Source organism: Pannus brasiliensis CCIBt3594 (assembly GCF_036688125.1).
GTDB classification, from domain to species: Bacteria; Cyanobacteriota; Cyanobacteriia; order Cyanobacteriales; family Microcystaceae; genus Pannus; species Pannus brasiliensis.
In genome coordinates this window covers 33,798-51,554 of record NZ_JBAFSM010000028.1, presented here as the reverse complement: position 1 = coordinate 51,554, position 17,757 = coordinate 33,798, and the positions used below count along the sequence as shown (strand labels likewise).

General features: G+C 53.7%; 20 protein-coding genes. 14 read left to right on the top strand and 6 right to left on the bottom strand.

Annotated features, from left to right (window positions below):
- Positions 1 to 117: 117 nt before the first annotated feature.
- The 6 genes from tig to V0288_RS14915 all read left to right on the top strand — a co-directional run bounded on the left by tig (position 118) and on the right by V0288_RS14915 (position 5,696).
- Positions 118 to 1,497, top strand: coding sequence for a trigger factor (tig, locus tag V0288_RS14940; RefSeq protein ID WP_332865922.1), 1,380 nt, complete (start codon positions 118 to 120; stop codon positions 1,495 to 1,497).
- A 288-nt stretch (positions 1,498 to 1,785) separates the two neighbouring features.
- Positions 1,786 to 2,490 carry an ATP-dependent Clp endopeptidase proteolytic subunit ClpP gene (clpP, locus tag V0288_RS14935; protein WP_332865921.1) on the top strand — a complete coding sequence of 235 codons (705 nt, stop codon included), beginning with the start codon at positions 1,786 to 1,788 and terminating at the stop codon, positions 2,488 to 2,490.
- Positions 2,491 to 2,505: 15 nt separating this feature from the next.
- Positions 2,506 to 3,840: an ATP-dependent protease ATP-binding subunit ClpX gene (gene clpX / locus V0288_RS14930; protein WP_332865920.1), complete on the top strand. Its 1,335-nt coding sequence runs from the start codon at positions 2,506 to 2,508 to the stop codon at positions 3,838 to 3,840.
- Positions 3,841 to 4,162: 322 nt separating this feature from the next.
- Positions 4,163 to 4,369, top strand: coding sequence for a hypothetical protein (locus V0288_RS14925; RefSeq protein WP_332865919.1), 207 nt, complete (start codon positions 4,163 to 4,165; stop codon positions 4,367 to 4,369).
- On the top strand, positions 4,338 to 4,721 hold the full coding sequence (locus V0288_RS14920) for a type II toxin-antitoxin system PemK/MazF family toxin (RefSeq protein ID WP_332865918.1): 384 nt from the start codon (positions 4,338 to 4,340) through the stop codon (positions 4,719 to 4,721). The genes V0288_RS14925 and V0288_RS14920 overlap by 32 nt, the downstream gene beginning before the upstream one ends.
- 114 nt (positions 4,722 to 4,835) lie before the next feature.
- On the top strand, positions 4,836 to 5,696 hold the full coding sequence (locus tag V0288_RS14915) for an alpha/beta fold hydrolase (RefSeq protein ID WP_332865917.1): 861 nt from the start codon (positions 4,836 to 4,838) through the stop codon (positions 5,694 to 5,696).
- 129 nt (positions 5,697 to 5,825) lie between these two features.
- Here V0288_RS14915 and V0288_RS14910 read toward each other — a convergent pair whose 3' ends face one another.
- Positions 5,826 to 6,320 (bottom strand): type II secretion system protein, encoded by a 495-nt coding sequence (locus tag V0288_RS14910; RefSeq protein WP_332865916.1) that lies wholly within the window; start codon positions 6,318 to 6,320, stop codon positions 5,826 to 5,828.
- A 179-nt stretch (positions 6,321 to 6,499) separates the two neighbouring features.
- On the opposite strand from V0288_RS14910, the gene V0288_RS14905 reads away from it, so the two are divergent.
- Together V0288_RS14905 and V0288_RS14900 are read left to right on the top strand one after the other, a co-directional pair.
- Positions 6,500 to 7,993, top strand: coding sequence for an AAA family ATPase (locus tag V0288_RS14905; protein WP_332865915.1), 1,494 nt, complete (start codon positions 6,500 to 6,502; stop codon positions 7,991 to 7,993).
- Between the two features lie 31 nt (positions 7,994 to 8,024).
- Entirely contained in the window at positions 8,025 to 8,732 is a 708-nt protein-coding gene (locus V0288_RS14900) for an SH3 domain-containing protein (protein WP_332865914.1), read from the top strand.
- Positions 8,733 to 8,840: 108 nt separating this feature from the next.
- On the opposite strand, the gene V0288_RS14895 is transcribed toward V0288_RS14900, so the two are convergent.
- Complete coding sequence (locus V0288_RS14895; protein ID WP_332865913.1) at positions 8,841 to 9,764, bottom strand: AAA family ATPase; 924 nt, start codon at positions 9,762 to 9,764, stop codon at positions 8,841 to 8,843.
- A gap of 324 nt (positions 9,765 to 10,088) precedes the next feature.
- Here V0288_RS14895 and radC point away from each other — a divergent pair, with 324 nt between their 5' ends.
- The gene (radC, locus tag V0288_RS14890; protein ID WP_332865912.1) at positions 10,089 to 10,820 is read left to right on the top strand and encodes a RadC family protein; all 732 of its coding nucleotides are present in this window, start codon (positions 10,089 to 10,091) and stop codon (positions 10,818 to 10,820) included.
- 78 nt (positions 10,821 to 10,898) lie between these two features.
- Positions 10,899 to 11,903, top strand: coding sequence for a pentapeptide repeat-containing protein (locus V0288_RS14885; protein WP_332865911.1), 1,005 nt, complete (start codon positions 10,899 to 10,901; stop codon positions 11,901 to 11,903).
- Positions 11,904 to 12,006: 103 nt separating this feature from the next.
- On the opposite strand, the gene lepB is transcribed toward V0288_RS14885, so the two are convergent.
- On the bottom strand, positions 12,007 to 12,579 hold the full coding sequence (gene lepB / locus V0288_RS14880; RefSeq protein WP_332865910.1) for a signal peptidase I: 573 nt from the start codon (positions 12,577 to 12,579) through the stop codon (positions 12,007 to 12,009).
- On the bottom strand, positions 12,579 to 13,421 hold the full coding sequence (mazG, locus tag V0288_RS14875) for a nucleoside triphosphate pyrophosphohydrolase (protein WP_332865909.1): 843 nt from the start codon (positions 13,419 to 13,421) through the stop codon (positions 12,579 to 12,581). Before mazG ends, lepB begins: the two co-directional genes overlap by 1 nt.
- A 289-nt stretch (positions 13,422 to 13,710) precedes the next feature.
- On the opposite strand from mazG, the gene V0288_RS14870 reads away from it, so the two are divergent.
- Positions 13,711 to 14,865 (top strand): class I SAM-dependent methyltransferase, encoded by a 1,155-nt coding sequence (locus tag V0288_RS14870; RefSeq protein WP_332865908.1) that lies wholly within the window; start codon positions 13,711 to 13,713, stop codon positions 14,863 to 14,865.
- The gene (locus tag V0288_RS14865; protein WP_332865907.1) at positions 14,849 to 15,118 is read left to right on the top strand and encodes a hypothetical protein; all 270 of its coding nucleotides are present in this window, start codon (positions 14,849 to 14,851) and stop codon (positions 15,116 to 15,118) included. The genes V0288_RS14870 and V0288_RS14865 overlap by 17 nt, the downstream gene beginning before the upstream one ends.
- Before the next feature lies 1 nt (position 15,119).
- Here V0288_RS14865 and V0288_RS14860 read toward each other — a convergent pair whose 3' ends face one another.
- The gene (locus tag V0288_RS14860; protein ID WP_332865906.1) at positions 15,120 to 15,692 is read right to left on the bottom strand and encodes a DUF924 family protein; all 573 of its coding nucleotides are present in this window, start codon (positions 15,690 to 15,692) and stop codon (positions 15,120 to 15,122) included.
- An 81-nt stretch (positions 15,693 to 15,773) separates the two neighbouring features.
- The gene (locus V0288_RS14855) at positions 15,774 to 16,907 is read right to left on the bottom strand and encodes a DUF58 domain-containing protein (protein ID WP_332865905.1); all 1,134 of its coding nucleotides are present in this window, start codon (positions 16,905 to 16,907) and stop codon (positions 15,774 to 15,776) included.
- 202 nt (positions 16,908 to 17,109) lie between these two features.
- On the opposite strand from V0288_RS14855, the gene V0288_RS14850 reads away from it, so the two are divergent.
- Together V0288_RS14850 and V0288_RS14845 are read left to right on the top strand one after the other, a co-directional pair.
- A complete protein-coding gene (locus V0288_RS14850; RefSeq protein ID WP_332865904.1) occupies positions 17,110 to 17,319 on the top strand; it encodes a hypothetical protein in 210 nt (69 codons plus the stop codon).
- Positions 17,320 to 17,739 carry a type II toxin-antitoxin system VapC family toxin gene (locus V0288_RS14845; RefSeq protein ID WP_332865903.1) on the top strand — a complete coding sequence of 140 codons (420 nt, stop codon included), beginning with the start codon at positions 17,320 to 17,322 and terminating at the stop codon, positions 17,737 to 17,739.
- The last annotated feature ends 18 nt before the right edge of the window (positions 17,740 to 17,757 follow it).

The window sequence follows — 17,757 nt, the reverse complement described above, 5'->3', positions numbered from 1 at the left end:
CACGGGGATCGAGTGAAGCGATTCCCCTAGAATAGCATAGGCGCGACGGATCGACACCGCGTTTCCCCCGTTCACCTCATTGTAATCGTTAAATTGTTGTAAGAGCCGGAAAAATCGATGAAAGTTACCCAGGAAAAGCTTCCCGCCAGTCAGATCGGTTTGGAAATCGAGATTCCCGCCGAAACCTCCCGAAGTACCTACGAGAAAGTTGTCGGCAAACTCGCCCGTACCGCGAGCGTTCCGGGGTTTCGCAAGGGAAAAATCCCCCGTCAGGTTCTCCTGCAACGTTTGGGGACGAAAGCGGTCAAGGCGGCGGTACTGGAAGAGTTAATTGAAGACGGACTCAAGTCGGCGCTGAAACAGGAATCGATCGAATCCCTCGGCCAACCGAAACTACTTTCCAAGTTCGAGGATCTGGTCGAGTCCTACGCGCCCGGCGAGGCGATCACTTTCTCCGCTTCCGTGGAGGTTCCCCCCACCGTAACGCTGGGAGATTACTCGGATATCGCCGTTACCGCCGAAGAAACGGTTTACGATCCCGAATCCGTGGAGCAATGGCTTAGCGAGAAACAACAGCAGATAGCCACCCTCGTTCCCGTGGAAGATCGCGGGGCCGAGATGGGAGACGTGGCGATCGTCGATTACGCGGGACGCGACGCGGAAACCGGGGAAGACATCGAGGACGTGCGCGGGACGGATTTACGGGTCGATCTCGAACCGGGACGTTTCATCGAGGGAATGGTCGAGGGAATCGTCGGCATGAAACCGGAGGAAGTGAAAGAACTGCCGTTAAAATTCCCGGAAGATTACCCGAAAGAGGATATCGCGGGCAAAGCGGTGATCTTCACCATCACGATGAAGGAATTGAAAGTCAAGGAGTTACCCGAACTCGACGATGATTTCGCCGGGGAAGTCAGCGATTACGAGACGATCGCCGAACTGCGGGAAACCCTAGAGAAACGCGCCCGAGAACAGGCCGAAAAAGAAACCAAAGACAGCATCAACGGGGCCTTGATCGACGAACTGGTAAAACGGGTTCGGGTAGAGTTACCGGAGACGCTGATCGATCGGGAGGTGAGTCAACTGCTGACCCAGACCTATATGCAGATGCAACAGATGGGCATCGATGTCCGACAGTTGTTCAACTCGGAAAGTATCCCGAAAATGCGGGAAAACGCCCGTCCCGACGCGATCGAGAATCTCACCCGCGTCCTCGCCATTCAAGAACTAGCGAAAGCGGAAGGCATCGAGGCCGACGAGGGATCGGTGAAGGAGAAAACCGATAAGATCTTAGAACAGGTATCCGAACGGGATATCGACTTCGATCGCTTACGGGCGATCGTCACCGAGGAAGTTCTCACCGACAAAACCCTCGCCTGGCTAGAGGAAAAAGCCACCGTCACCCTAGTCCCCAAAGGAACGCTGAAAACCGAGGAAGACGACGAGGAAGACGGCGAGGAAGTAGTAGAGGTCGAAGCCACCGCGGAAGAGGAATAAACGAGGGTGTAGGGCGAAGAAAGGGAAAAGGGTAAAGGTGAAGGGTTTAAAAGTAGTCTTTTCCCTTTCCCCTTTTCCCCCGAAAAACTCCCCCATCTCCCCATCTCCCCATCTCCCCACCTCCCCACTCCCTACAGGGGTTGTACCAACGGCTACCAATCGCGCCAAATCCCGGAAAGTTACGTCATAATGATGGACAGAAGAGACGAAGGCTCTTAACATTTGGAAGTAAACGCGCCAAATCCAAGCGAAACGAATACGATTGTTATAGCGGAACCGTAAAATCTTATGCTCGAATCGAGATCTCCTGACTACCCGATCGCCAGCCATCGTCGTCCTAGCCTACACTCGGTCGCGAACTATCCCTCTGTCCGGAACGTTTTGCCCGTCGTGATCGAACAATCCGGCATGGGGGAACGCGCGTTCGATATTTACTCGCGGCTGTTGCGCGAGCGGATCGTCTTTCTGGGAACGCCGGTCGATGACAATGTGGCCGATTCGATCGTCGCCCAACTCCTATACTTAGAAGCGGAAGATCCCGAAAAAGATATTCAACTGTATATCAACTCCCCCGGCGGTTCCGTGTACGCGGGTCTGGCGATTTACGATACCATGCAACAGATCCGCCCCGACGTGGTGACGATCTGTTTCGGCCTCGCCGCTAGTATGGGCGCTTTTCTCCTCTGCGGGGGGGCGGCCGGGAAACGGATGTCCTTACCCAGTAGCCGGATCATGATCCACCAGCCTCTAGGTGGAGCGCAGGGACAGGCCAGCGATATCGCTATCCAAGCCAAGGAAATCCTTTACATCAAGCAGAGACTGAATACCATGCTGGCCCAGCATACCGGTCAGCCCTACGATCGCATCGCCAACGATACCGAACGCGACTTTTTCATGTCCGCCGAAGAAGCGCGAGACTACGGGTTAATCGATCGGGTGATCTCCCGTCCCGAGCTTCCCGATCCCTCCGTTCCTGTTACCTCTCTCAAGTAAGACCCAAGAAGGCTTATGTCTAAATACGACTCCCACCTCAAATGTTCATTTTGTGGCAAATCCCAGGAGCAAGTGCGAAAATTAATCGCCGGGCCGGGGGTCTATATTTGCGACGAGTGCGTGGAACTGTGTAACGAGATCTTGGACGAGGAACTGATGGAAGCCCCCAGTCCGCTCGCCCCGGCGGAGGAACGCTCCCCGAAACGGCGATCGGCTAAGGCGAAGGGTTCCTGGGATCAGATCCCGAAACCGCGGGAGATCAAGAAATACCTCGACGATTACGTGATCGGTCAGAACGAGGCGAAAAAGGTGCTATCGGTGGCGGTTTATAACCACTACAAGCGTCTGAAGGATATTCAATCGCAAAAAGCGGGACTCGGCGGCTCCGAGGACGGGATCGAACTCCAGAAGTCGAATATCCTGTTGATCGGGCCGACGGGTTCTGGAAAAACCCTTCTCGCGCAAACGCTGGCGAAAATTCTCGATGTGCCTTTCGCGGTCGCCGACGCGACCACGTTAACCGAGGCCGGCTACGTGGGCGAGGACGTGGAGAATATTCTCTTACGTCTCCTCCAAGTGGCGGATCTGGACGTGGAGGAAGCCCAGCGGGGCATTATTTACATCGACGAGATCGATAAAATCGCCCGCAAGAGCGAGAATCCTTCGATCACCCGCGATGTGTCCGGCGAGGGAGTCCAACAGGCTCTACTAAAAATGCTGGAGGGAACGATCGCCAATGTTCCCCCCCAAGGCGGCCGCAAGCATCCCTATCAGGATTGTATCCAGATCGATACCAGTAATATCCTGTTTATCTGTGGTGGGGCGTTCGTCGGTTTAGATAAAGTCATCGAGCAACGCATGGGCAAAAAATCGATGGGTTTCGTCAAACCGGGCGAGAACGGGTCGAGTAAAGATAAACGTTCCGCGGAACTGCTACAGCATTTAGAACCGGACGATCTGGTGAAATTCGGTATGATTCCCGAGTTCGTGGGACGGATTCCCGTTCTAGCGGCGCTCGATCCGCTCGACGAGGAAGCGCTGATCGCCATTCTCACCCAACCGCGTAACGCTCTCGTCAAACAGTATCAAAAGCTGTTGAAGATGGACAACGTGCAGTTAGAGTTCAAGTCGGACGCGGTACTGGCGATCGCCCAGGAAGCTTTCCGACGCAAAACCGGCGCGCGCGCTTTGCGGGGTATCGTCGAGGAGTTGATGCTGGATGTAATGTACGAACTCCCCTCGCGGAAGGATGTCAAACGATGTCTCGTTACCCGCGAGATGGTGGAGAAGCGATCGACCGCCGATCTACTCATTCATCCCTCCTCGCTCCCGAATCAGGAATCGGCCTAATGCGAAAAAGTTACTTTTCTCCTTCGATCGCCCTTCGGTATATGGACCGCGGGGCGATCGGGTTTTCGGGGGGTTAGGGGCGGGATTTTTGGAGACGATTTAATTTCTGTTGGCGGATATCGGCTTCTAGGAGCGCGTCGATCTCTTCGAGTTCTAAGTCGATGAACCTGTCATCGATATCCATCTAGCCACTCTGTAGACTTCCGGCTAGAAAAAGTTAACCCCCGTTCATCGCGCTAGAGTTTCGGGACTCTGGCGCGATTTCTGTCGATGGGAGTTGAGGATATAATTACCGTGTCCATCCAACCCATCTAGGTTAACCATGCTGAACACCGTTTGGGCGATCGTCAGAGACGGCCGGATCGAACTTCTCGAATCCGTTCCTATTCCCGAGGGTACGAGAGTTCTCGTCACCCTCATCCCGGACGAAACAACCCCGAATTTCTGGCAGAAAGCCAGCGAAACCGCGCTCGGCAAGATTTGGGACAATCCGGAAGATGATATCTACGAACCGTTACTCGAAACTTGATATCGTTCTCGATCGCTATCCTTTTTCCGACCTATCGAACGCTAAAGTCAGACCCGCGATCGTTGTTAATTCTCCCCACCGTTCACAGGATATTTTTATCGTTCCTCTTACCAGCCGCATCAATAATTTACTAGAGGGAGAGTTTTTGCTAGAAGATTGGGAAAGCGAGGGTTTGAATGTACCGACAGCCGTTAAACGAGGCATATACACGGTTCAACAGACTTTAATCCTCAAGAGAATCGGACGGATATCGGACGGGGACGCGCGACGCTTAGAAACCTCTTTACGAGGATGGCTAGGTATTGGAAAATCGATCGAGCGCGCCCGATCGATATTTTTAAGATTATCGTAACGCGCCACGAGGCATGATTTTAGGCGTATTACGCTACGCTAATGATTTAGGGGACGTTACGCTATCTTAACCCCCCTACTAATCTATCGAACTGACCGCCAACCGTCCAGAAAAATGCAAACTCAAGTAACAGGAAACACGATCGCCGTCCGCGGTGTCCCCCATTATTACGAGTGGGTTCGCGGGGCCGAATCCTCGGGAAAGAAGCCGGTGATGGTGTTTATCCACGGTTGGGGTGGCTCGGCGCGGTACTGGCGATCGACCGCCGAAGCGTTGAGCGATCGCTTCGATTGTTTACTCTACGATCTGCGGGGATTCGGTCGATCGAAACTGCCGGAATCCTTACCCGAACTGACTTACGAGATGGAGGATTACGCGACCGATCTGGCGTTGTTTCTCGACGCGTTGGGACTGGAGAAAATTTATCTCGATAGTCACTCGATGGGCGCTTCGGTGGCGACTTATTTTATCACCATGTATCCCGATCGATTGGAGAAAGCGATCCTGACCTGTAACGGGATTTTCGAGTACGACGAGCGCGCGTTTAACGCCTTTCATAAATTCGGGAAATACGTCGTTCAGTTCCGTTATCGTTGGTTTCTCTGTGTTCCCTTCGCCGATCGAATGTTCATGGCGAGGTTTTTACATCGATCGATCCCGAAATCGGAACGGGTGGCGTTCTTAGAGGATTTTCTGCTCGCGGATTACCCCGCCGCGCTGGGAACGATTTACACTTCGGTGAGTAAAAAAGCCGTGGAGGTAATGCCGGGGAAATTCGCCGAGATTCGCGTGCCGACGTTGTTAATCTCCGGGGAGAAAGATATTATTATCCCCGCGCGGATGGGACGGATGGCGGCGGAATTGAACGAGAATATTCAATACGTGGAGATTCCCGAAACCGCGCATTTTCCCATGTTAGAGGACGCGCCGACCTATTTGAAAGTGGTACGGGAGTTTTTGGACACTCGATCGTGAGTTAACCCGACTCTCCTATCTATCGCTCGATCGGTCGTTACTCTCCGTGTCTCCGGGGTTCGATCCTCCACACATTCCCGACGCTCATTAACCGTATCGCGAACCCGAATCGAACCATTTAAGAACCGCTTAGTTAATACCTAAACTGAAAACGAGATCGTCTTCCCCGTGATCGTAAAACCCTGGCGTGGTGTACAGCGTGGCATTCGAGGGATATTCTTTCTGTCCGTTTTTTCCTAAAAAAGTGATCTGGATATAACGTCCCCCCGATGCCGAATAGTTCTCGTAGTCGTACATAGAATTAAACGGAACCTGACCGCTATTCTGGGTATAAAAGCAAGTAATGCCATCGGGCGGAATATTGCGGGAGGTATCGGCGGGAAAAAATCCCCTTTCTAACTTATAGATCTGTAGATCTTTCGCCATACAATTCATTTGGGTTCGGGCGTTGGCGTACCGCGTTTTATCAATCCAGCGCTGGTAGGCGGGAAAGGCGAGCGCGGCGAGAATACCGATAAAGACCGTCACGATCAGGATTTCGAGGAGCGTGAAGCCTTCGGTTCCGTTTTTTCCCGATGGCGATCGATAACGGGCGAGCCAAAAATGTAGGTGTCTCGAATACATGGTAGAAACAACCCGATCGATGGTCTTGTGACGAGTATGCCCAACCGATCGGTGATCCCTATCACTCGCGAGACGCGAATCCATCGATCCGCGGGAAAGCCGTTCCCGAGGGACGGGGGTTTAAATTAGCGCGGCGGCTCTCTACAATGAAAAGGGGAATGGCGAAAGACGAGATTTCTATGAGCTTTAGTGAAGAGTTTGAATTACTGCTCCGCGCCTGTTATCCCCTGATTTATATTCCCACCCTAGAAGAAGAACGTTTAGAAAAAGCGATCGCCGAGATCGCCGGACGGGTCGGCAATCGATCGATCTACACCTGGGATTTCGTCGAGGGCTATCAGGATAATCCTAACAACGAGAGTGTCGGTCGGCGGAACCCCCTACAAGCGTTGGAATTCGTGGAAAAACTCCCCGCCAAAGTCGGGGCGATCTTTATCCTCCGGGACTTCCACCGCTTTCTCGAAGATATCTCGATCGCCCGCAAACTTCGTAATCTCGCCCGCGCCCTCAAATCCCAACCGAAAAACCTGATTATTCTCGCTCCCGATCTCTCCATCCCCGCCGATCTAAGCGAGGTTCTCACCGTCGTCGATTTCCCCCTGCCGGCGAGCGAGGAAATCCAAACCGAGATCCAACGTTTGATCGCCTCCACCGGACAATCGCTCGACGGGAAACTCCTCGATGAATTGGGACGGGCGGCCCGGGGATTATCCCTGGAGAGAATCCGCCGGGTGTTAACCCGGTGTCTCGCCGGTCACGGCAAAATCGAGCCGGAAGACGTGGAGTTAATTTTGGAGGAAAAACGCCAATCGATCCGCCAGACACGTATCCTGGAGTTTTATCCCGCAACGGAACAGATATCCGACATCGGCGGCCTGGATAATCTCAAAGATTGGCTGATCCGGCGCGGCGGGGCCTTTAGCGATCGCGCGCGCGCCTACGGTTTACCCCACCCGCGGGGATTATTACTCGTGGGCATTCAAGGAACTGGAAAATCGCTCACGGCCAAAGCGATCGCCCACCACTGGCATTTACCCCTACTCCGTCTCGACGTGGGGCGATTATTCGGGGGATTGGTGGGGGAATCGGAATCGCGAACCCGACAGGCGATCGCCCTCGCGGAAGCCCTCGCCCCCTGCGTCCTCTGGATCGACGAGATCGATAAAGCCTTCGCCGGGATCGACGGGAAAGGCGACGGGGGAACCACCAGCCGCGTTTTCGGTACCTTCATCACCTGGTTGGCCGAGAAAAAATCCGCCGTTTTCGTGGTCGCTACCGCCAACAATATTCAGGCCCTCCCCCCGGAAATTCTCCGCAAGGGACGTTTTGACGAGATATTTTTTGTCGGTCTACCCGATCGGGAGGAACGCGAGGAGATTTTTAACGTCCACTTATCGAGAGCGCGTCCTCACAACTTGAAAAGTTATGACCTCAAGCGATTGGCTTACGAGACTCCCGATTTTTCGGGAGCGGAAATCGAACAGACGATCGTGGAAGCGATGCACATCGGGTTCAGTCAGAATCGAGACTTCACCACCGACGACATTTTGATGGCCGCGAGTCAGATTATTCCCCTAGCGCGGACGGCCAAGGAACAGATCCAGTTTTTACAGGATTGGGCGAAGGCGGGAAAAGCTCGATTGGCATCGCGCGACGCTCGATTCAGTCGCTAAACGTCAATTTTATGCAATAGATTCAAAACGTATGAAACGCTTATCCGGTTTACTACAATTTCTCGTCGGTTTCGTTCTGGGAGTATCCATTTTAGTCGGGGGGGCCGCCGCCGTCGCCTATATGTTCTTCTCGCGGCTCAATAGCGAACCCCCGAAACCCGTTTTCACCGAAGAGAAAAAGACGGAAGAGAAAACGGAAGCGAAAACCGAGACGAATCCCCCCGCGAAATCCGATCTCCTCGCTACCGTTCCCGACAAAGAACCGAAGGCGGCGGAGAGTCCGGCGGTAACGGAAGCGCCCTCCCCGAAACCGGTAGAGAGTTCCGCGATCGCCAACGCGGCGGAACCTAAACCCGCGGAGAGTCCCGCGGTCGCGTCCGTCGCGGAACCGAAGGCGGCGGAAACGAAACCCGCGGTAACGGAAGCACCCTCCCCGAAACCGAAAGCCGTCCCCTCGGCGAAACCCCCGCGGCCCGAACCCCGAACCGAAGCGCCGGCCCCGAAACGGTCAGCGAAACCGGAAACCGCCGACCGCGGGTACAAGGCGAGAGTAACGTGGCAGAGCGGTTTAAGCCTGCGATCGGAACCCACCAGCCAATCGGCCCGGCTCGGTGGTCTCGACTACAATACCTCGGTACGGATCGTCGGCACGAGCGGTGACGGTCAATGGCAGAGAGTCCGTTTATCCGACGGTCGCGAGGGCTGGATCAAGGCGGGCAATATCACCAAAGAAGACTAGGGAGAAGGGAAAATTCTCTTTCTCGTGAATTTATCTAAAATCTATCGTGGGGGGGTCGAACCGAGTTCGGCCCCTTTTCGATCGGAGCGAGCGCGTCGGGATACCGTTTCACGCGTACATTTTTTCCTCGACGACCACGGATTCGAGCAGTCGCTCGATAATCGCCCTCGCCTGCCGTCCGTGGGTGGGAATAATCCGGTGACAGAACACGTAGGGAGCGATCGCTTTCACGTCGTCGGGGATAGCGTAGTCGCGCCCGTCGAGGAACGCGTACGCTTGAACGGCCCTCTGAAGGACAACACTCCCCCGCGGACTGATGCCGAGACTGATATCCTCGTGGTTCCGGGTCGCCCGGACGAGATCGAGCATATATTGTTGTAAAACCGGCTTCACTTCCACCGCGTTCGCTAATTTTTGTAATTCCCGCACCTGATCGAGACCGATACAGGGTTCCAAATCGAGAACATCGGCGTGAGAGTGCTGTCTCTGCAACATTTTTAACTCTTCTTCCTCGGTGGGATAGCCCAAACTGAGGGAGACGGTAAAGCGATCCATCTGCGCTTCCGGGAGCGGGAAAGTCCCTTGATACTCGATCGGGTTCTGGGTGGCGATCACGAAAAAGGGTTGCGGGACCGGACGCGCTTCCCCGTCGATGGTGATCTGTTTTTCTTCCATCACTTCCAGAAGTGCCGATTGGGTGCGCGGGGTAGCCCGGTTGATCTCGTCGGCGAGGAGAATATTCGCGAACGCGGGGCCGGGAACGAACTCGAACTCGCGACTGCCGGGGTTCCAGATCGTCGTCCCGGTAATGTCGCTCGGCAGTAGATCGGGAGTGCATTGAACCCGTTGAAAACGACCGTTGATCGATCGGGCGAGGGATTTGGCCAACAGGGTTTTTCCCACGCCGGGGACATCTTCGAGCAAGGCATGACCCCCACTCAGCAGGGCGACGAGAACGATCCGGATCGATTCGGTCTTCCCGACGATACTCCGGCTCAAGTTCTCCATCAAAACGTGAATGGAATCTCTCATGGTACAAGAAAAACAAAGGGATATATCGATCGGCTAATTCGGGTTAGGGAGACACGCGACTACTCCTAGATTGCCCGGATTCCTTCGGGAATCCCGCGGTTCGAGAAAAGTATTTTCCCGGAAACCAAGAGCGGCGAGGGAAATCTATCGCGGTCGATCGCCGAAAAATCGACTATAACAGATAACTAAGCTGTTCAGTATTTTCGGGAACCAGAGGTAAGAGGCAATAGGCAATAGGCAACAGGTCTTTAGCTATGAGCTTTTCCCTCACCTTCCCCATCTCCCTAACCTCTCCCATCTCCTGACTCCTGAATCCTCGAAATTATGACCTATAGCCTGAGAATCGCCGATATACCCGCCGATGAACGCCCCCGCGAGCGATTGATCAGTATCGGCGCGAAAAACCTTAGTAACGCCGAATTACTCGCGATTTTACTCGCGACCGGACAGGGAAAGGGGAAACTCTCCGCGGTGGGGTTGGGACAGCATATTCTAAACGAATTGAGTAAATATAAACGCGATCCCCTGGATATCCTCCGGGAGATCAGCCCGCGGGAACTGATCGCCATTCACGGGATCGGCCCGGCCAAAGCGACGACGATTCTCGCGGCGATCGAGTTAGGAAAACGAGCCTATCAACTGCGACCGAGCGAGAAAATGCTCATCGACGGCCCCGATGCCGCGGCCTCCGCGTTGAGTAGCGAACTCATGTATCAAAGTCAAGAGCGTTTCGCCGTCCTCCTGCTCGATGTCAAGAATCAATTGATCGGCACGAAAGTGATCACCATCGGAACCGCCACCGAAACCCTAGTTCACCCTAGAGAGATTTTTCGAGAGGTGGTGAAACAGGGAGCGACAAGGCTAATAATCGCTCACAATCACCCGACGGGAAATCTAGAACCCAGTAACGAGGATCTTTTACTCACCGAACAATTACTCCAGGGCGCGGACTATCTCGCCATCCCCCTCCTCGATCACCTGATCCTCGGAAACGGCAACTTTCAAAGTCTCCGCCAGATCACTACACTCTGGGACAAGTATCCCCAGGAGGGATGATCGAGAACACACCGATCGCCTTCTTCGTTTGATAGATTGACTGTAGAAGTCTCGAAAAATCCTGTAGCCTTTTCGATCATGCGATATACCCTTCCGAGAACTCCTTTTCCCAGAGAAACGCTGACCGCGGAAGAAGTGATATGGCGCTACATTCAGGGAGAAAGACAATTTAGCTGTTTAAATCTACAACGAGAAGATATTATTCAAGTCGATCTCAGTCAGGTAAATCTAAGCCGAACCTCTCTCGATTGGTCGAATCTCAGCGGTACGAACTTGAGCTACGCCAACCTCAACCGAGCCGATCTCGTCTACGCGCGCCTGATCGGGACAAAATTGATCGGGGCCGATTTGACGGGAGCGGATTTAAGTCACGCCGATCTCGGCTGGGTAGATCTCAGTGATGCGAATCTCAGCGGGGCGGATTTAAGTAACGTCAATCTCAAACAGGCGAATCTAACGAATGCCGACCTACGGGGGGCGAATCTGAGCGGGGCCAATCTCGTCGGCGTGAATCTAACCGGGGCGAAACTCGGTCGCGCCGATCTCGGTAAAGCCAATCTCAGCGGCGTGGATTTAAGCGGGGCGAATCTCCGACGCGCCGATCTCGCGAAAACCAATCTCAATGGAGCCGATCTGAGCGGCTGTAATCTCTATAAAGCCGATTTAAGTAGAAGCAATCTCCGCAACAGCAGTTTTAAAAACGCCCATCTACAGGGGGCGAATTTCCGACGCGTCGATCTGCGGGGAGCGAACTTGAGCGGCGCGGTGTTCCGGCAGTTGAATATCGGTTTAATTACCCTCTCCGAGTTCAATATCCAGAACGCGAACGCGAGCGGCCGGATCGATCTCTCTTCCGCGAATCTGAGCGGGGCGAATCTCACCGGCGCGCTCCTTCGCAACACGAATCTAGGCTACGCTCTCATCCATCAAACCTATCTACTGGAAGTCTGTTTCGACGGCGCGAATCTGGCCGACGCGTCGCTACAGGGAGCCGATCTCCGCGGGTCGCTTTTCCAGGGAAGCAGTCTCAACGCGGTCAATTTCACCGAAGCGATCATGCCGGACGGTAGCGTTCATCCGTGAGGGGATGAGGGAGATGGGGAAGATGAGGGAGGTGAGGGAAATGGAATTACAGTCTTAATTTCTTCCTAACTCCTAACTCCTGACTCCTGCCTCCTGCCTCCTCCTAGACTTTTCCGAAGCGATTTAGGGGGAAAAAGCGGAAGATCGCGCGACCGATGACGTTTTGCCGGGGTAGAAAGCCCCAGACGTGGGAATCGTTGCTATTATTGCGGTTATCGCCCATCACGAATAGTCGATCGAGCGGCACTTTCACGGGTAAGAGGGTATAGCGGGGGGATTCGAGGATGTAGTCTTCCGGTTGGGGTCGATCGTTAATATACACCCGTCCGTCTTTAACGGCCACGACGTCGCCCGGTGTGCCGATAACCCGTTTGATAAAAGCCTGATCCTTCTCGTACCCCTGTTCTTGCAGTTGTTCGGGGGGTTGGAAGACGATGATATCTCCGGCCTCGGGGGGATGAAAATAGTAGGAAACTTTCTCCACGACCAATCGATCGCCCTGTTCGAGCGTGGGTAACATGGAATCCGAGGGAATATAGCGCGGCTCGGCGATGAAGGTACGGATGAGAAAGGCGAGAACGAGAGCTATCGCGATAATTTGGATATTTTCTCGGATAGGCTTCCAAAAGTTCGGGGTTTCCAGAGTATTTTTCTTATCGATCTCGCGTTCTTGCATTATTCTTCTACGGGTAACGGGTTTGATTTCTGTAATCTCGCTTTCGCCTGGCGCCAGAAAACTTCTAATTCCTCTAGTGTATAGTCACTCAGGGGCTTTTCCGCGAAAGATTCGACGAGGGAAAAGCGTTGGATGAAGCGGAAGTTGGTTTCCTGTAGGGCGATCGAGGGATCTAGATCGTACCATCGGGCGATATTGACGATCGTGAACAGTAAATCGCCTAATTCCGCCTGTTGATGTTCTTTATCGCTCGATCGAAGCGCCTCGGTAAACTCCCCTAACTCCTCGTGAAATTTCTCCCACACTCCCTCGCTATCCTCCCACTCGAAACCGACTTTCGCCGCTTTTTTGGAGATTTTCATCGACGCGAGTAACGGGGGCAGGGTACGCGCGTACCGGCGTAACTGTCCGCTCACCGTCGGGTCGTTTTTTTCTTCGGCTTTAATTTTCTCCCAGTTACGGTGTACCTGTTCCGCGGTGTCCGCGGATACCTCCCCGAAAACGTGGGGATGGCGACGGATCAGCTTTTCGGTGATCCCCCGCGCCACTTCCTCCAGGCTAAAATTCCCCCGATCGCTGGCGACCTGGGCTTGCAGGACGACCTGTAACAGTAAATCTCCCAATTCTTCGGTGATTTCGGTTTGATTACCGCTTTTTATCGCCGCCACTACCTCGTAAGCTTCCTCGATTACGTAGGGAATTAAAGTTTCCGGAGTTTGGGCTAAATCCCAGGGACAGCCACCCTCGGGATCTCGTAAACGGGCGACCACCTCGATTAAATGGTGTAACGCTTCTAAAATCGTCGTGTAGGTCGGATTTCCCGTTTCTGGAAGATTAGACATAGAAATTTGTAAATAATTGTTAAATCCAGTATAACAGGGCGGTTTCGGGTCGATCGGGCGGGGATTTTCCCGAGGTTCTCCCAGTACAATGGAGTTCTTCCTAGGTTCGATCGCTTTGTTTAGACCTTCGGAAAAGTGAGCGTTTAAAGCCAGATTTAACTTAAAGCTTACGTTTCTAGGAATATTTAGAGAAAAATACACGCTTTATATTTTGATAAGCTCTTTACTTCTCCTTTCTCCTCCTGACTCCTGACTCCTGACTCCTGACTCCTGACTCCTGAGAGGCCCTATGACCCGACCCGCTTACCATTCGGTTTTACCGGAAACGACCCACGACGAACTGGCGCGCCAGCATTTCGTACAGAGTTTGGCGACCTATCTCGATCGAACCATGAGTCCCCACCTGAAGAGAATTTACGAGACGGAGATAAAACCCGATTTCGAGGGAGAATACAATCGCTCGCCGCGCGATCGCCACGAAGTCCGTCCGTTAATGGAAGGGAATCCCTATTATCATTGGTTTAGCGCGGTGAAACGTACCGCGCAAGAGATGTTATGGGAGTCCGTGGGGTCGAGTGTCGATCGACAGTGGCCGGACTTGAGCGCGAAAATTTCCTCGGAATCGCCGAAATTAGGCTCTTTAACCCTCTCTCCCGATCTGCATATCCCCCTCTATCACACGGCGATCGATATCCATTGTATGCCCGGCGGCTACGGGGGACAGAGCGAGGACGTTCGCGGCGCGGCGGTGTACGATCGGGGAACCTACGTGTACGGTCGGGGATGGTTGGGCGAATGGAACGACGATCTCGGAGAAACGGCGATTCACGGTTATTTAAAAGCAAATTATCCCGATTTTACGCCGTCGAAAATCCTCGATCTCGGTTGCGCGGTCGGTCACAGTACCTTACCCTACGTTTCGGCTTATCCGGACGCGGAGGTGTACGCGCTCGATCTCTCGGCCGCGATGTTGCGCTACGGTCACGCGAGAGCGGAAGCGTTAGGCAAACGCGTTCATTTCGTGCAGGATAACGCGGAAAATACCCGTTTCCCCGCGGGTTCTTTCGATTTAATCGTCAGTCACATCCTCCTTCACGAGATCCCCGTTTTCGCTATCCGTAATGTTTTGAAAGAATGTTACCGTCTCTTGAGTCCGGGGGGGATGATGGTTCACGTCGAGGCGCCGTTATTCCGACACATGGACGCGTACACGGCTTTCCTGTACGATTGGCAGACGGCGAATAATAACGAACCCTTCTGGAGCGCGATGCGGGATCTGGATCTCGCGACCGAAGCGAGGGAGGCGAATTTCGATCGAGTGACGGAAACTTTCATTCCCAGTTACCTACACGTCCTCAAACGGGGAAATCGCGAGGGATTGGGCAGTCGGGGAACGTGGTTAGCTATAGCGGCGATTAAAGACGAAAATGAGCGGGAAAGCTAAGGGAAAACGTCCGGTTTATTTAAGTACGGCGGAGAACGATCGACTGCTGGCGATCCTGATGGCGCTGGCCGGGGAGGTGGCGGTGGTCCGGGAACGTCTGGACTCGATCGAGCGTTTGTTAGACAGTCGCGGCACTATTTCCAGGCAGGATCTCGAATCCTATCAACCGGACGAGACGGTGTTTCAAGAACGGGAGAAATGGCGACAGGAATATCTAGCGCGACTCCTGCGGATTCTGGAAGAGGAAAAGTAGGTTAAAAAGACGATCCCGGTTGTTGGAGGAATTCTTCTTCTTCGGGAGTGGTCATCCGTCCGAGGATAGAATTTCGGTGGGGAAATCGGCCGAATCGATCGATCACCGCGAGATGGCGGTAGGCGTAATCGATGGGTTCGGCACTATCGGGATCGTCCGCGAGCGATTTCCATAGTTCGATTCCCCGTCGTTGCTCCTCGATATTCTCGCTATGCTCGAAGGGAAGGTAGATAAACCAGCGTTGGACGGGGAGGAGAGAGCGATCGAACCGCCTCTCGACCGCGTGTTTCGCGTGAGATAGGGCGAGTTCGTCGGTGGCGAAAGCTTCCGGTTTTCCCCGAAAGAGATTCCGCGAGAACTGATCGAGGGTGATAATCAGGGCTAAACAGCTTAACGGGTCATTTTTCCAGCTATCCAGCGCGCCGGTGGCCGCCTGTCGGTAGAGGGGGAGGAAGTTCGATCGGATTCGATCGTCGAAAACGGGATCTTTTTGAAACCATTCGCGCCGCGGTTTGCCGTATTCGGGAGAATCTACCTTTCCGAACCAGAAATCTAAGATATTTTCGGGAATCATCGGTGATAACGCTACTAATGTCGGTTTAAGACGGTGAAAAAAATCGTCACTTTTTCGCGGAAAGTTAATAGCCGATACTGGTTATCGGAGGGGGGCTTGTAGCTGTTGTTGTAGGGTTCGTTCGGGATCGATGGTGAGACCGAGAAACTCGCGGGACGAAAGGGGCGATCGATCGTCGGAATCGCCGTCGGGGAAAAATAGCCAGCGACTGCCCGCGGGTAGAGACTCGATCGAGACCGGATTTCCGGTTAACCAGATCACCGGCATATCCGGGAGGGTTTCCTTACTTTCCGTTTCCCCGGATTCTACCGCGGCGAGGGTTTCGAGGATCGATCGCTCGCCGTGAATCACTCCCGTCCCGGCCGTCCACAGTTTCGCGGTGAACTGACGGCGACTGGCGTAGAAATACAGGGAAGCGGCCGCGACGATCGCGCGCTCGAAAGTGGCGGACGGCCAACGCGAGAGGGTGTCCAGACAGACGATCACCTCCTGTCCCCCGGATAGGATCTCCAACTCCCGCACCTGAAATTCTCCCAGACGGGCGCTCGTTTTCCAGTGGATCAGACGGATGGGATCGCCGTATCGATACTGTCGGAGATTGCGGGTAAATCCTTCGGTCGCTCTCCGATAGTGGCGATCGCTCTGTAAGGGATTCCGATCTTGGCCGAGGGAATCGACGATCGGGCATTGTTGTAAGGGTAACACCCGCGGGTAGACGACCGCCCGCGCCGGAACCTCGCGCCGACGGCTACACCAAAACAGCCCCAACGGGGTCGCCGTCCGTAATTGGATTTCATTCCAGCGATAGATGCCGCGTTTAGTTGTCGGGATATAGTTTGTCCACCGATAGGAATCGCGAGCGGGGACACTCTCGATCGGGTGAGCTTTCGGGGGTGCGAGGACGAATGGCAGGATATCGCGGACTTCTAAGAGGGTTTTCGGTTCGCCGGTCGGGTTAGCGATCTCGATCGTGACCGCGAGATCGTCGCCCGCACTGACGGGTTCGATCGGTAAACGGCGCGCGGTCAAGGGACGGAGCGATCGGGGAGGGAGGATCGCCGACGCGCCTAATAATGCCATACTGGTGCCGCAAATGGCGTATAACCATCCGGCCATCGTGTTGGTTGCCGCCGCGAAAAAGCAAAATGTGACCGCGAGGAGCGCGCCACCACCGTAAGCGGGCGCTACCCAGTGATTTTCTAGCCAGTTTTTCATGAGGGGAAGTCGGTGATCCTACGGTTCTAGCATTCCCCGATCGGGCGATCGATCGATCGGTGTGGTTCTCTCTCTAGAAATGTTAGAGCGATCGATCCACCAGTTCCTAGATGTTTTCGGGAAATCAGAATTTTCCGTCGAGATAGGGAACTGGAATCCGATGGCCTACAATCGAGAGAGAAGCTAACGGAGGATACCGCGCGTGTCAGAACAGTTAGAAGAACGGGTAGCCGATTTAGAAGCCGAAGTTGCCCGACTGAAAAACAAAGTCGAAAACGATTCATCTAGACCTTGGTGGGAAAAAATCGCGGGAACTTTCGCCGATAATCCCGCTTATGATGAGGCGATGCGGTTAGGACGCGAGTACCGCGATTCTCTCCGTCCCGATGCTCTAGAACTCGCTAATGAATAAATGTATATTCTCGATACCGATCATTTAAGCGTTCTCGATCGTGGGGGAGTAAACGCTCAACGTCTCCTGCAAAGATTGGCGAGGGTTGGTTCTACGCCGGTCGTTACCAGTATTATTAGTTACGAGGAGCAGACCCGCGGTTGGTTAAGCTATATAGCTCAAGCCAAGACAATTCAACAACAGATTGAAGCTTATCAACAACTAAAGCGACAATTGACCAATTATTGCGCTATACCGATTCTAGATTTTGAGGAACGGTCGGCGCGAGAATTCCAACGTCTCCGGCAAATATACCCCCGACTCGGTACGATGGATGTAAAGATCGCGTCGATCGCTCTGGTTAATCAAGCGGTTCTATTGACTCGCAACAGCGCTGACTTCGGGCAAATTGCCGGTTTATCGATCGAGAATTGGACATAGATTAAATACAAGAGTCTC